The 13337-nt window shown below is 65.0% G+C and carries 11 protein-coding genes; 4 read left to right on the top strand and 7 right to left on the bottom strand.

The annotated features are described in order from the left end of the window. Positions 1 to 121 precede the first annotated feature (121 nt). Both CI15_RS15315 and CI15_RS15310 read left to right on the top strand, forming a co-directional pair. A complete protein-coding gene (locus tag CI15_RS15315; protein WP_062129179.1) occupies positions 122 to 814 on the top strand; it encodes an NnrU family protein in 693 nt (230 codons plus the stop codon). A gap of 231 nt (positions 815 to 1045) precedes the next feature. Then, on the top strand, positions 1046 to 1510 hold the full coding sequence (locus CI15_RS15310) for a RidA family protein (RefSeq protein ID WP_062129362.1): 465 nt from the start codon (positions 1046 to 1048) through the stop codon (positions 1508 to 1510). 104 nt (positions 1511 to 1614) lie between these two features. Here CI15_RS15310 and CI15_RS15305 read toward each other — a convergent pair whose 3' ends face one another. Both CI15_RS15305 and CI15_RS15300 read right to left on the bottom strand, forming a co-directional pair. Further along, complete coding sequence (locus tag CI15_RS15305) at positions 1615 to 1815, bottom strand: hypothetical protein (protein ID WP_062129178.1); 201 nt, start codon at positions 1813 to 1815, stop codon at positions 1615 to 1617. Positions 1816 to 1884: 69 nt separating this feature from the next. Beyond that, the gene (locus CI15_RS15300; RefSeq protein ID WP_062129177.1) at positions 1885 to 3114 is read right to left on the bottom strand and encodes an MFS transporter; all 1230 of its coding nucleotides are present in this window, start codon (positions 3112 to 3114) and stop codon (positions 1885 to 1887) included. A gap of 143 nt (positions 3115 to 3257) precedes the next feature. Here CI15_RS15300 and CI15_RS15295 point away from each other — a divergent pair, with 143 nt between their 5' ends. Next, positions 3258 to 4178 (top strand): LysR family transcriptional regulator, encoded by a 921-nt coding sequence (locus CI15_RS15295; RefSeq protein ID WP_062129176.1) that lies wholly within the window; start codon positions 3258 to 3260, stop codon positions 4176 to 4178. 22 nt (positions 4179 to 4200) lie between these two features. Here the strand turns inward: CI15_RS15295 and CI15_RS15290 are convergent, their stop codons facing one another. The 5 genes from CI15_RS15290 to CI15_RS15270 form a co-directional block, all read right to left on the bottom strand. Beyond that, entirely contained in the window at positions 4201 to 5730 is a 1530-nt protein-coding gene (locus CI15_RS15290) for an efflux transporter outer membrane subunit (protein WP_062129175.1), read from the bottom strand. Continuing rightward, a complete protein-coding gene (locus CI15_RS15285; protein ID WP_062129174.1) occupies positions 5727 to 6803 on the bottom strand; it encodes an HlyD family secretion protein in 1077 nt (358 codons plus the stop codon). Before CI15_RS15285 ends, CI15_RS15290 begins: the two co-directional genes overlap by 4 nt. A 12-nt stretch (positions 6804 to 6815) precedes the next feature. Further along, positions 6816 to 8420, bottom strand: a complete 1605-nt coding sequence (locus tag CI15_RS15280) for an MFS transporter (RefSeq protein ID WP_241495845.1) — start codon at positions 8418 to 8420, stop codon at positions 6816 to 6818. Positions 8421 to 8632: 212 nt separating this feature from the next. Beyond that, positions 8633 to 9232 carry a G/U mismatch-specific DNA glycosylase gene (gene mug / locus CI15_RS15275; RefSeq protein ID WP_082814217.1) on the bottom strand — a complete coding sequence of 200 codons (600 nt, stop codon included), beginning with the start codon at positions 9230 to 9232 and terminating at the stop codon, positions 8633 to 8635. Continuing rightward, entirely contained in the window at positions 9219 to 10190 is a 972-nt protein-coding gene (locus tag CI15_RS15270; protein ID WP_062129172.1) for a GlxA family transcriptional regulator, read from the bottom strand. The genes mug and CI15_RS15270 overlap by 14 nt, the downstream gene beginning before the upstream one ends. A 310-nt stretch (positions 10191 to 10500) precedes the next feature. On the opposite strand from CI15_RS15270, the gene CI15_RS15265 reads away from it, so the two are divergent. Further along, positions 10501 to 13335 (top strand): 2-oxoglutarate dehydrogenase E1 component, encoded by a 2835-nt coding sequence (locus tag CI15_RS15265; protein WP_062129171.1) that lies wholly within the window; start codon positions 10501 to 10503, stop codon positions 13333 to 13335. Positions 13336 to 13337 lie beyond the last annotated feature (2 nt).

The following is a 13337-nucleotide window of genomic DNA, read 5'->3' as shown; positions in this document are numbered from 1 at the left end:
AAACCGATCGAGCGCACGGCAATTGATGCCGCGAAGCGATCGCTGCATTCGTCGTGACGCACGAAGGAGTATTCTCCAGGGCACGCAGTCGACCGATGTTCTGACTTGAGGAGCCGGGCCAATGGGAAGCATCGACACACTCGTCGTGGCGGCAATCGCCTTTGTCGGCAGCCACTTTCTGCTGTCCCATCCGCTGCGAGCCGGGATGGTCCATGCAATCGGCGAACGGGGCGCCATGGGTGTCTATTCGCTGATTGCGATACTGACATTCGGCTGGATGGTCATGGCTTATGACAGGACGCCCGTCTCCACGCCGCTATGGCCGGCGGGCGACGCGCTGTGGGCGCTTGTGACGGTGCTCATGCTGATCGCATCGATCCTTCTGATGGGCTCGCTGATCCGCAACCCGGCGCTGCCCACCGGCGGCCGGCCCGCTGCGTTGCCCGACGCGGCGCGCGGCGTCTACGCGGTGACGCGTCATCCGATGATGTGGTCGTTCGCGCTTTGGGGACTGTGCCATATCGCCGTGTTCCCGGTCACCCGGAACATCGTACTTGCCACAGCCATCATCGTCCTCGCGCTTGTCGGTGCCGCGTTGCAGGACCGCAAGAAGCGGCGGCTGCAGCCCGATCTCTGGCCCGCATGGGAATCGAAGACGAGCTTTTTGCCGTTCGCAGCGATCGCCGCCGGCCGTGCGCGGCTAGGTGGGTTCGGCATGCATGCGCTGGCGGGTGGCATCGTCGTCTGGCTGGTGGCGACCTGGGCGCATATCCCGCTCACCGGTTGGCCCGCGGGCATCTGGCGCTGGCTTTAGCCACCGGCGGCGATTGCTCCGGATCGCCAATCAATCGGCAGTTCCACGAGATTTGTTCTCGCGACGCAAGACTCTTTGTCCACGGTGTGTGTTCGAATTGGCGGCGCATGCGTCTACAGTGCGCTGCATCGGGTCCATCGATTCGAACGGCCGGCAGGCCGAATCAAGCACACGCCGCATTCCGCGCACGAGGTGATTCACGCGCGGGACATCACGCTCAAGGAGCCCATCATGTCCGTCCCACAGAAACTCGCCGAACTCGGTCTCGAACTGCCTACTCCGCCGCAACCCCTCGGCAGCTATACGGCAGTCAGCGAAGCCGGAAACCTGCTGTTCGTTTCAGGTCAGGTGCCGCTTTCCGAGGGCCGTATGGCCTATACGGGGCGTGTCGGCGAGAGCTTGACGCTCGAACAGGGCCGCAAGGCTGCCCAACTCGCCGCGCTCAACACGCTCGCGCAGATCTCGCGGCATCTCGGTGGCTTCGAGCGCCTGCATCACATCGTTCGTGTCGAGGGGCACGTCAGCAGTGCCGATGGGTTCTACGATCAGCCTGCCGTGGTCGACGGCGCTTCCGATCTGTTCGCCGCCGTGCTCGGCGAGAAAGCGGGACACGCGCGTACGGCGTTCTCGCATAGCCAGTTGCCGGCCAACGCCGCGGTGGTCATCGCCGTCATCGCTCAGATCCTGCCTGCTTGACCGTAGCGCGCTCGCGGGGCAAACGCGTGCGGATGGCCACCCGCGACGCGATCGTCGAAACCAGTCCTTGGGATTCCGATGACAGTCGACGCGACTCGCGCGTGTCACCACTCGGCGATACCGACGTCATAGTTTTCGTCGTGAAACGCGACGAGAAACTCCTCGGGCATCAACCACGAGTCGACGCTGACGCTTTGCGTACCGACGTCGACTGCGATTTTCGCGTCCGGATCCACCGACTTCATCGCATGCTCGATCGTCGGGAGATCGTCCGCGCGGATTTCAGTTTTCATCGAGAATTTCACTTTTCACCTCCAGTCAGCGACGGTCGAGTTCATGCCGACTCGAATCGCCAGATGTTCATCAGGATCACGTCACTCGGGGTTCGCCTCGACCCGCAGCGCCGTCTTGCGAGGCGCGCCGGCCCAATGAATCGCGGCAGCCAGAATGCCGAGCGCGACACCGAACGCGACGATGCCCGTCCAGCCAAAGCGCGTCATCAACCAACCGCTGACGGTCGCCCCGACCGCGCCACCGAAAAACGTCGCCGTCATATAGAGACTATTGATACGGCCCTGCGCTTTCGGATCGACCGAAAACGCGCGCGTCTGGTTGGATACGAGACCCGACTGCACGCCGATATCGAGCACGATCACGCCCACGATCAACAGAGTCAGCGAGTTCGCCGCCCCCGACAGAAGCAGGTACGCGAGCGTGACGATGCCGATACTGGCGCCGATCACCTTGCGAAAGCCGACGCGATCGGTCGCATTGCCGCCCAGTGAGGCGGCGAACGCGCCGGCCGCGCCGATCATGCCGAAGCCACCGGCCCACGCACTGCCGAGATGCCACGGACCGCTCGCGAGCAGCGCGGCGAGGTTGACCCAGAACGCGTTGAAGCAGGCCCACAGCAACGCCTGGATCAGCATCGATTCGCGGATCGGACGATTGTCGCGCGCGAGCGGCCACAGCGAAGCGAGCAGGCGCCCATAGGAAAGATTCGTCGACGGCACGCCGCGCGGCAGCAGCGCCGCGGCCGCAAACCAGACCGGCACCATGAAGGCCGCTTCGGCGCCATACACCGCGCGCCAGCCATACGCCGCGCCAATCACGCCCGCGATCGTGCGGCCGGCGAGGATGCCGACCATGATCCCGCTCACGACGGTCCCGACGTTGCGCCCGCGCTCGCTCGGCAACGACATGACGGCGGCGAACGGCACCAGTTGCTGCGGCACGCAGCTGACGATACCCAGGCCGAACGACGCCGCAACGAGCGCCCAGATGCCGGGCGCAACGGCCGCCGCCACGCCGAACACGAGCGCGAGCGCGATCTGGATCAGCACGAGCTTGCGGCGGTCGAAGCGGTCGCCGAGCGGCAACAGCAACGCGAGCCCGCTAGAAAAACCGAGCAGCGCGGCGGCGGCGACGAGATCGACCGTCGTCACGTCGACGCGCAGGCTCGCGGCGATCAGCGGCAGGATCGGCTGCGTGCAGTAGATGTTGGTGATCACCGCGCCGGCGATGATCGCCATCATGACGATCTTGCCGCGCGATGCGAATGCGGGTGCAGCGGGACGGTCGGTCGAGGTGGTTGACTCGCGCACGGCAAGCTCCTTGTTGGTTCGTTCGCTCCGGCGATGGCGGCGACATGCCGTCACCCGGGATCCAGCTTCGAACGTTACGCTCTTGCATTCACCAGGAGAATCCATCACGATCGAGATTCATCCTTCCACCAATTGATAGGATCATGAATCGCCTCGAAGCGATGTCCATCCTCGTCGCGGTCGTCGATGCAGGCAGTCTGTCGGCTGCCGCGCGCCACCTCGACATGCCGCTCGCCACGGTCAGCCGCAAGGTGGGAGAACTGGAAGCGCATCTGAAGACGCGTTTGCTCCAACGCACCACGCGTAAGCTATCGTTGACCGAAGCCGGCGCCGCATACGTCGCCGCATGCCGGCGCATCCTCGAAGAGATCGGCGAAGCCGAGCGCGCCGCGACCGGCGAATACGCGACACCCAAGGGCGAGCTCGTGGTGAGCGCGCCGATCGTGTTCGGCCGGCTGCACGTCGTACCGGTGATTGCGGATTTTCTGGCGCACTATCCGGACATCGACATCGATCTCGTGTTGACGGACCGCGTCGTGCATCTGATCGACGAGCACGCCGACGTCGCGATCCGGATCGGCGAATTGCCTGATAGCAGCCTCGTCGCGCGCAGAGTGGGCACGGTGCGCCGGGTCATCTGCGGCAGTCCCGCCTACCTCGACGCGAAGGGCGCGCCGGCCGAACCGGCGGATCTCGGCGCCCATCGTTGCATCACGTTCGAGGCGCTCGAGTCGATGCGCGCGTGGACGTTCGGCTCGGGCAAGTCGTCGCTGTCGGTGCCGGTCCGCTCGCGCCTCGCCGTGAATACGGCGGACGCCGCAATCGCCGCCGCGACGCTCGGCGTCGGACTGATTCGCGTGCTGTCCTACCAGGTGGCCGACGCGATCCGCGCGGACGAACTGCGTATCGTGCTCGAAGCGTTCGAATCGGCGCCGCTGCCGGTCCATCTCGTGCATGCGGGGCAAACGCCGCTGCCTTTGAAGCTGCGCGCGTTCCTCGACTTCGCGACGCCGCGGCTGAACGCGCGCATCTCGGGCGAACTGCGCGGCGCGGGCGCGGCCTGAGCGCGCCGCGAATCCACGCTATCTACGATCCCGCGCCGTAGGTCGACTCCCACCCTCCTCCCAGCGCTTTGCACAGTGTGATGAGGTTCGTCGCGGCGGTGGCTTTGCTCTTCTGGAGATTGCTCTGCGCGTCGAGCAATTGCCGCTGTACGTTCAGCACGTCGAGATAGTCGAGCGCGCCCGCCTTGTAGCGTTCCCGCGCGACCACGAGCGCGCGCTCGTTCATGCTGACGGCAGTGGCGAGCCGGTCGCGGCGGCGTTGCTCGGCATCGTAGGTGACGAGCGCGTCGTCGACTTCCCGCCACGCCCGCAGCACCGTTTGCCGGTAGACGATCGCGGCTTCCTGTTGCTGTGCCTCACGCAGTTGCAGCGTGCCCTTCAGCCGGCCGCCTTCGAATATCGGCAACGTAATCGACGGCCCGACGACGAACTGCCCGGACGCCCAGCTGCCGAGACTCGACAATTGCAGACTCTGCAGGCCCGCGCTGCCGTTCAGTGTGATGCGTGGATAGAAATCGGCCTTCGCGACGCCGACGGTCGCGGTCGCCGCGTGCAGGTCCGCCTCCGCCTTGCGGATATCGGGGCGGCGCTGCACGAGCTCGGACGGAAAGCCGATCGGCACCTGCGCGGGCAACGCCGGCACCTCCCGCTCCTCGCCCAGCGTCTGTCGCAGCGCACCGGGTTGCTGGCCAAGCAGCAGCCCGATTGCGTTGATCGTCGTCTCGCTGTGCGATTCGAGCGTCGGAATCAGACTTTCGATGTTCTCCACTTGCGCCGACGCGTTCGACACATCGAGATCCGTCGTGACGCCTTCATGCGCGCGAACCTGGGTCAGCTTCAGCACATCGTTGGCGATCGCGAGGTTCTGTCTCGCGATCCCAAGCAGATCCTGCGTGTCGCGCAACTCGACATAGTCGCGCGCCAGCTCCGCACGGGCGCTCAACAGCACCGCGTTGCGGTCCTCGTATGAGGCCTCGGACAGCGCGCTCGCCGCTTCTACGCTGCGGCGCACGTGCCCCCACAGATCGACCTCCCACGATGCATCGAAGCCGGCCTGATAGAGGTTGTAGGCGGGCGAGCCCGACGAGCCCGGCAACGCCGCCACGCCGAGCGGCGCGCTGCCGGAGGCCGACTGCGGCTGGCTCTGCGTCGGCGTGACGCCGAGCAGCGACAGGATGCCGTTTTCGCTGCCGCGCTCGCGGTTGTACGAGGCGGCGCCATCGAGCGTCGGATATTGCGCGGCGCCGGCGACGCGGCGCTCGGCCCGGCTCTGCAACAGGCGCGCCGAGGCCGCTGCCACGTCGAGGTTGGCGTCCGCCAGTTGCTTTTCCAGATCGTTCAATACCGGATCGTCGAAGAGGGTCCACCACTCTGGCGCCAACCCGGCTTGCACGGGTCTGCTCGGCGACTGCGCGGTTTGCGTTCGATCGAACACCTCGGGCGTGGCCGTCTGCGGACGTTCGAAGTTCGGGCCGACCGTGCACCCCGTCAATGCGACGCAAGTAAGGACCGCCGCGATGATCGCGCGCATGGCGTATTCACTCGCATTCATTTCGTTTCCGCTCCCTCGGCGCTCGCTTCGCCGCCGCGCCCCACCGCGACGTCCGCTTCGACCGACAACCCCACGCTCAATGCCGATGCCCCCGCCTGCGCGCGATCGATCGCGATCTTGACCGGCACCCGCTGCACGACCTTCGTGAAGTTGCCCGTTGCGTTGTCGGGTGCGATCGGCGCGAAGCTCACGCCGGTGGCAGGCGCGAGGCTATCGATACGGCCGCGGATCACCACGCCGGGCAGGCTGTCCACCGTTACCCGCACGCTTTCACCCGGTCGCATGCGGGTGATCTGGCTTTCCTGAAAATTGGCGACCACATACGCATCCGCCAGCGGCACGATCGCCAGCACCGGCGCGCCGGGCGTCACGAATGCGCCTACCCGCGCCGAACGGCGACCCACCTTGCCGTCGACGGGCGCGCGAATCTCCGTATAGGAAAGGTTGAGCTGCGCCTGCCCGAGCGCCGCCTCGGCGTGCGCCAGCGCGCCCGCGGCCTTGTCGCGCTGCGTGCGCAGCACGTCCAGATTCTGCTCGGTGGCCGTCAACGCCGCCTCGTCGTGCGACTGCTGCGCGAGCTGTTGCGCGAGCGTGCTCGAAGCCCGTTGCTGTTCCTGCGCGGTCCCTGCGCCGGCGTCCGAAAGGTTCTGATAGCGCGACGCGTTGGCCCGCGCAAATCCGAGCGACGCGTCGTCGGCGCGCAGCGTGGCGCGTGCCTCGCCGACCAGCGACGGCTGACGCGCGATCTCGGCATCGAAGTTCGCAACCGACGCCTTCGCGGCGGCCACTTCCGCTTCGGCGCTCTGCAATGCCGCCCGAAAGTCGCGGTCATCGATGCGCACGAGCAGCTGGCCCGCCTTCACGTCCTCGTTGTCGTTGACGAGGACGTCCGTGATCTGGCCCGCGACGCGCGGCGCGACGAGCGTGAAGTCCGCGGTGACGTAGGCGTCGTTCGTGGATTCCGTGGTCGGGCTGGCCAACAGCCTCGTGCCGGCCCATGCGGCCACGCCGACGACGACGCTCACAGCGGCAACACGAAAGATCTTCAAAGGGAATGGCAGGGTCGATGACATGGGAATCGCTCCTCAATGCGAAGAAGGCGGCGTGGTGCTCCACGGCGGATAGATGCGCACAGGCAGCACGAGAACCAGTAGAAGAAGCGCAACGGCGACGCAGGCCATCACGCGATAGAGATCGGCGCTAGTCAGAACCACGGCCTGCTCGTGGAGCCGGTGCGCGAGCTGACCGAGACCGTCCGCGGCGACAGCCTGATTCGCCACTAGCGCGCGATTTCCCAACTGGTCGACCAGCATGCTCGAATGGAAATGCTCCCGCGCGGTCCCCACGCCTTCGATGAGCCCGGTTGCCACAGCCGCGGAGAATGTCTTGACGGTATTGAACATCGCCGAAGCGAACGGCCCTTCGGTGGGCGGCAAACCCGTCGTCACGCCCATCAGGATCGACATGATCACCATCGGTTGCGCGACGATCTGCATCGATTGCAGCAGGTAGAAGTTGTCGCGAATCCACTCGGACGTCATGAAGCTGCCGAGCGCGCACGTCGCGACCATCAGCGCGAGCCCCGTGGCGATCACCCAGCGGTGATCGGCGCGGCGCGTATTCAGCAAGGCGGCCGTCAGCGGTAGCATGATCAACAGCGGGACGGCGAGCCACAACGACAGCGGCGCGCTCTGCAGCGGCCTGTATGCATGCACTCCCGCGAGATACCGGGCCGGGATGGCCGCGATGCCCACCAGCAGGATCACGGTGCCAAGCAAGGTCGAGAGTCCGTGCGTGAAATTTCGGCGCGCCAACAGTGGCAGCTTGAAAAACGGCACGGGGTGAAACCATTCGTTGACCAGAAATGCGACGAGCAGCAGCGCTCCCGCGCAGAACATCACGCGAATCAATGCCGAATCGAACCAGTCGAGACGATCACCTTGCAAAAGACCGATCACCAGCATCGCGACGGCGGGAAAGCCGGTCACGAAACCGATCCAGTTGAACGAGCGAAACCGCTCCAGCTTCAGCGGATCCGCGGGAAGCCCCTGCTGGATCGCGAAGCAGCACAGCACGCCGAGCGGAATGATCTGCCAGAACGCCATGCGCCAGTCGACGAACTCGGTCCACAACGCCGCGAGCGGCGTGCCGAGGGCCGGCCCGAACGTCGCCGTCAGCGCATAGCCGGCGAGCCCATACAGCTTCAGATTGGGCGGCAGATAGCGCAGTGCCACGATGATCAGCATCGGCGGAAGGCAGCCGCCCGCGATGCCCTGCAGGATGCGCAATGTGTAAAGCGTCGGCAGATTCGGCGCAAACGGACACAGCAAGCCGAACAACATCGACGCGCGCACCGCGCCAATCGTGAATCGCTTCAGCGTGAACGTGATGCCGAACCACGGCGCAAACACCATCGTCGCGACGTTCGCGGCTTCGAACAGCGCGGTGAGCCACGTGCCATCGTCATGGCCGATCAGGAACGCGCCCTGGATATCGGCCATCGCGGCCGCGGTGACCTGCTCGTTGAGGATCGCCAGCAACGATGCGAACAACATGCCGACGAGCCCGAGCGCAATGCGCATCGTCAACGTTACCTGCGCGGCAGCCGGTTGGGCCGGTGGCGTTTGCACGCGCGTGACATCGCGCTCCAGCGCTAGCGGGACACGCGGCGCTTGCGTTTCAGTCGTCATAGGGTTCGCATTCATAGGGATCAGCGACTCATATCGAGCCGGCTATTGCTTGCGGATAAGATTTCAACTGCTCTCGTTTAGTTAGGTCTGCTGCTCGATGAGGGTGGTGAGCCATTGACTCGCCACGCCTTCTTGCTGTTCATCGATTGCTTAATTGTCAGAGATACAGCGATCTTTTTGAAGTTTTTGCTCGGCCGGTTTTGGGCCATCCACTACGAGAATCTTGCCAGGCCGGTCTGCGTCGACGACTCCGTCGCAAGACGGAGTTCGCGATAGGCGCTCACGAGGGCATCGAGGCTGAATGAACGGTTCAGGCCGCTCGGATTGGGCAGAACCCATGCGCGTGCCCCGCCGAAATCGCGGGCTTGCAAGCCCCATTCGATATCGCGCTGGCCGGTCATTTCGGCGAGCGCCATCTTGCCGAGAAACGCGATGAAGCGCGGCGCGTAGTGTCGTATCTTCAGTTCGAATTGCGCGGCGGCCGCCTGAATCTCCGCCTTCGACAATTGGTCCGCACGTGCCGTGGGACGTGCGACGGCCGCGGTCAGACCATATCCATGGATCAACAATTGCCGGTCGTTCTCGGGGCGAAACTCGTCGTTCGTGAAACCGGCGCGATGGAGAACCTTCCAGAACCGGTTGCCCCTGCCAGCGAAGTGGTGCCCCGTCGACGCCGCCTGCAAGCCGGGGTTGATGCCGCAGAAAAGGATCGACAGGCCGGGCTGAACAATGTCGGGCAGCGATTGCGCCGAATCGTCGTGCGTCACCGATGACACGCCCGTCGGCTGCGCGATGGCGTCATGCTTGCGCACTCGCCTCGCCTCTGAAGCGCATCCGGTATTGCTTCGGCGTGACGTTCAGCCGCCGAGAGAACGTCGTGCGCATATGCGTGGCGTTGTGAAAGCCGCATTTGAACGCGACGGTCTTCAGTGGCGCATCGGTATCCTCGAGCAGCTTCCTCGCCGTGTCGACGCGCACCTGCTCGACGAATACCGAGGGCGTGACCTTCGCATGCCGTGCGAATACCCGCGACAGCGTGCGACGGCTCACCGCGGCCGCGCTCGCCAGTGCCTCGATCGACAGCGTATCGGTGATGTGTTCGCTGACGTAGCGATAGACCTTGGTCAGTATCGGATCCTCGTCCTTGCCCGCGCCGATATACGGGCTGTACTGGGACTGGCCGCCTTCGCGCTGGATATACACGACCAGACGCTTCGCGACCCGCACCGCCAGCTCGTGCCCCCAGTCCTCGGCGACCAGCGACAGACACAGGTCGATGCCTGCGGTCACGCCGGCCGACGTGAAGAGCCGCCCGTCGCGAACGAAGATCCTGTCCGGCTGCACGTTGGCGTGCGGAAACTCATTGGAGAGCCGCTGCGCGTCCGACCAGTGCGTCGTGACGTCCTTGCCGTCGAGCAGCCCCGCATGGGCGAGCACGAAGGCGCCATTGCACACGGAACCGAAGCGGCTCGCGCCGCGCGCCTGATTCTGCAGCCATGTCAGGAATTCATGCGACGGCTGCGCATCGGGCAACTGCGGTCCTCCGGCGACCAGCAGCAGATCCCATTGAATGTCACGGTCGGCATAGCCGAACGAAACCGCCAGCTGCATGCCGTTCGAGCAGGTGACGGTGCCCGCCTCCCGTCCGACCAGTGTGACCTCGTAGCGTTGATGCCCGGCAAGGAACGTATTCGCCTCGGCGAACACATCGAGTGGGCCAGCTACATCCAGTGCTTGCACACCATCGAATACAACAATGGCGACTTTCATACCGTGACCTTCGTGGTGATGACTCTGTTTGCGTTGGGGCATCCCAACGAAGCCGTGCGGCAGCTTATCGCATCGTCAGCCGCACGTGTCGTCAGTGCCTGGAAAAAGTCTTGTGTCTGCACGTAACAAATCACCCGCTGAAAACGGCACCCGGCGCGGGACGCGGCAGGCCCACCCGGATGGCCCAAAACCTCCACTGATTGGCAGGCAAGCGCACCATCGGCACGTTTCCGCCAGGGCATCGACTACCTAGACTGTGTACACGACTGCGGCCACTCACGACCGCACAGCGATCAAAGGCAGATTCATCATGTTGAAGGAACATCAGAGCTCTTTCCTGTTCGGGGGCAACGCGCCCTATGTCGAAGCGCAATATGAGCTTTACCTGGCCGACCCGGATGCGGTCACGAGCGAGTGGCGCGCGTGGTTCGACGCATTGCGCGACACCCCGGCGATCGATGGCAGCGATCGTGACGACGAGCCGCACGCACCCGTCATCTCCAGTTTCGTCGAAATGGCGAAGCGGCCGCCCCGTGCCGTCATCGCCGCTGCTGATGGCGCGACCGACGCGCTGGCCCTCGCGAGAAAGCAGGTGGCCGTGCAGACGCTGATCGCCGCTTACCGGATGATCGGCGCGCGCCGCGCCGATCTCGACCCGCTCGCGTGGACGCCGCCGCGCGCCTACGCCGAATTGACACCGGCGTACTACGGCCTGTCGGCCGCCGACATGGCGACCACGTTCAGCACCGCCGACACATTTCTGTTCGACGACGACGCAACGCTGAACGACATCGTCGCCGCGCTCGAGCAAACCTACACGGGCACACTGGGCGCCGAGTTCATGCACCTCGCCGACGCGCAGCAGCGGCGCTGGTGGCAGATGCGGCTCGAATCCACGCGCGCGATGCCAGCGCTGCAGGCTGTGGAGAAGCGACGTCTGCTGGAACGCCTGAGCGCGGCCGAAGGGCTCGAAAAATACCTGCATGCACGCTATGTCGGGCAGACGCGATTCTCGCTCGAAGGCGGCGAATCGTTGATCGTGCTACTCGATGAACTGATCCGCTATGGCGCGTCGAAGAAACTGCGCACGCTGGTGTTGGGCATGGCGCATCGCGGCCGTCTGAACGTGCTCGTGAATATCGTGGGCAAACCGCTGCGCGCGCTTTTCGACGAATTCGACGGCAAGGATGCCGAGCAATTCCAGGCGGTCGATGTCAAGTATCACAAGGGCTATACCAGTACGGTCGAGACCGACGCCGGTCCGGTTGAAGTCGTGCTCGCGTTCAATCCGTCGCATCTGGAAATCGTGAATCCGGTCGTGCAAGGCATGGCGCGCGCGAAGGCCGACATGGCCGCCAGCGCCGACGGCGACGACGTGCTGCCGGTCGAAATTCACGGTGACGCGGCGATCAGCGGACAGGGTGTCGTGATGGAAACGCTGAGCCTGTCCTATACGCGCGGACACGGCACGGGCGGCACCGTCCACGTCGTCGTCAACAACCAGATCGGCTTCACGACTTCCGATCCGCGCGACACGCGCTCGTCGTTCCATACGACCGACGTCGCGAAGATGATCGAGGCGCCGATCCTGCACGTCAACGGCGACGACCCCGAAGCGGTCGCCATGGCGGTGCGGCTCGCGCTCGACTATCGCACGACCTTCAAACGAAGCGTCGTCATCGATCTCGTCTGCTTTCGCAAGTACGGGCACCAGGAACAGGACACGCCCGGCATCACCCAGCCGCTGATGTATCGCGCCATTGCGAGTCATACGGGTGTCAGAGCGATCTACGCAAACAAGCTGATCCAGCAGGGTGTGCTGAGCGCCGACGCGGCGCAACGCTACGTCAGCGCGCGCCGCGATCTGCTCGAGCGCGCGCACGAAACCGACGGTTCCGATGCGTCGCCGTTGCACGAGGACGCCGGTGACCGGTCACGGCTGGACGCGCCGACAGGCCCCTCCTCCGTCGCCCCGTCGGCCGAAGAACTGCGCGGCTTCGCGCAGCGGATCTCGACCGTCCCCGAGGGCTTCGTGCTTCATCCGCTCGTCAGGAAGATGATCAGCGGCCGGCAGGAGATGGCCGCGGGACAACGCCGGCTCGATTGGGGCATGGGCGAGCATCTGGCCTTCGCGTCGTTGCTCGCGGCCGGGACCAGTGTTCGATTGAGCGGCCAGGACAGCGCGCGCGGGACCTTCAATCACCGTCACGCCGTTCTGCATGATCAGACACGGGTTCATCGTCCGGATGGGGTGTTCGTTCCGCTCGATCATATCGGCCCGACGCAGGGCCGCTTCACCGTCACGAACTCGATCCTCTCCGAGGCCGCCGTGCTGGCATTCGAGTACGGTTATTCGACCGTGAATCGCAATGCGTTGGTGATCTGGGAGGCGCAGTTCGGCGACTTCGCCAATGGCGCGCAGGTGGTGATCGACCAGTTCATCGCCGCGGGCGCGGCAAAGTGGGGACAACGCAGCGGCCTTACGCTGTTCCTGCCTCACGGGCAGGAAGGCCAGGGCCCCGAGCACGCGTCGGCGAGACTCGAGCGCTACCTGCAATTGAGCGCGCAAAACAATATGCGCGTGACGCAACCGACCACGCCCGCGCAACTGTTCCATCTGCTGCTGACGCAGGCACGTGATTCAGATCAGCGCCCGCTCGTCGTGATGACGCCAAAGTCACTGCTGCGCCACCCCGAAGCGACCAGCACGCTCGACGACTTGAGCTCCGGCGAATTCCGCGAGCTTCTGCCGGACGCACAGATCGACGCGTCGCGCGCCGCGCGTGTCGAGCGTGTGATTCTGGCGAGCGGCAAGGTCTACTTCGACCTGCTCGACCATCGTCGCAAGTCCGGAGCGGCCGACACCGCGATCATTCGCATCGAGCAGCTCTATCCGTTTCCGGGCGAACAGCTGGCTGCCGAACTCGCAGGCTTTCCGAAGCTCGATACCGTGGTCTGGTGTCAGGAGGAAGCGCGCAACCAGGGCGCATGGCATTTCGTCGAGCCGCTGCTACGCGAGCTTGCGCTTCCCGGCACGAAGTTGCTGTACGCAGGGCCCGACGCGTCCGCATCGACCGCACCCGGATCGCATTCGGCGCATGTGGCGACGCAATCCGCGCTCGTCTCGCGTGCGTTCACCGGCTGAAC

The organism is Paraburkholderia monticola (assembly GCF_001580545.1).
Classification (GTDB): Bacteria; Pseudomonadota; Gammaproteobacteria; order Burkholderiales; family Burkholderiaceae; genus Paraburkholderia; species Paraburkholderia monticola.
Note: the sequence above shows the minus strand (reverse complement) of the source record. Positions and strands in the feature narration are given on the sequence as shown.

What these genes read in the sequence shown, in the direction of transcription:
- CI15_RS15315 (WP_062129179.1), top strand. Translation starts at nt 122, where the DNA reads ATGGGAAGCATCGACACACTCGTCGTGGCGGCAATCGCCTTTGTCGGC.
- CI15_RS15310 (WP_062129362.1), top strand. Translation starts at nt 1,046, where the DNA reads ATGTCCGTCCCACAGAAACTCGCCGAACTCGGTCTCGAACTGCCTACT.
- CI15_RS15295 (WP_062129176.1), top strand. Translation starts at nt 3,258, where the DNA reads ATGAATCGCCTCGAAGCGATGTCCATCCTCGTCGCGGTCGTCGATGCA.
- CI15_RS15290 (WP_062129175.1), bottom strand. Translation starts at nt 5,730, where the DNA reads ATGAATGCGAGTGAATACGCCATGCGCGCGATCATCGCGGCGGTCCTT.
- CI15_RS15285 (WP_062129174.1), bottom strand. Translation starts at nt 6,803, where the DNA reads ATGTCATCGACCCTGCCATTCCCTTTGAAGATCTTTCGTGTTGCCGCT.
- CI15_RS15280 (WP_241495845.1), bottom strand. Translation starts at nt 8,420, where the DNA reads ATGACGACTGAAACGCAAGCGCCGCGTGTCCCGCTAGCGCTGGAGCGC.
- CI15_RS15270 (WP_062129172.1), bottom strand. Translation starts at nt 10,190, where the DNA reads ATGAAAGTCGCCATTGTTGTATTCGATGGTGTGCAAGCACTGGATGTA.
- CI15_RS15265 (WP_062129171.1), top strand. Translation starts at nt 10,501, where the DNA reads ATGTTGAAGGAACATCAGAGCTCTTTCCTGTTCGGGGGCAACGCGCCC.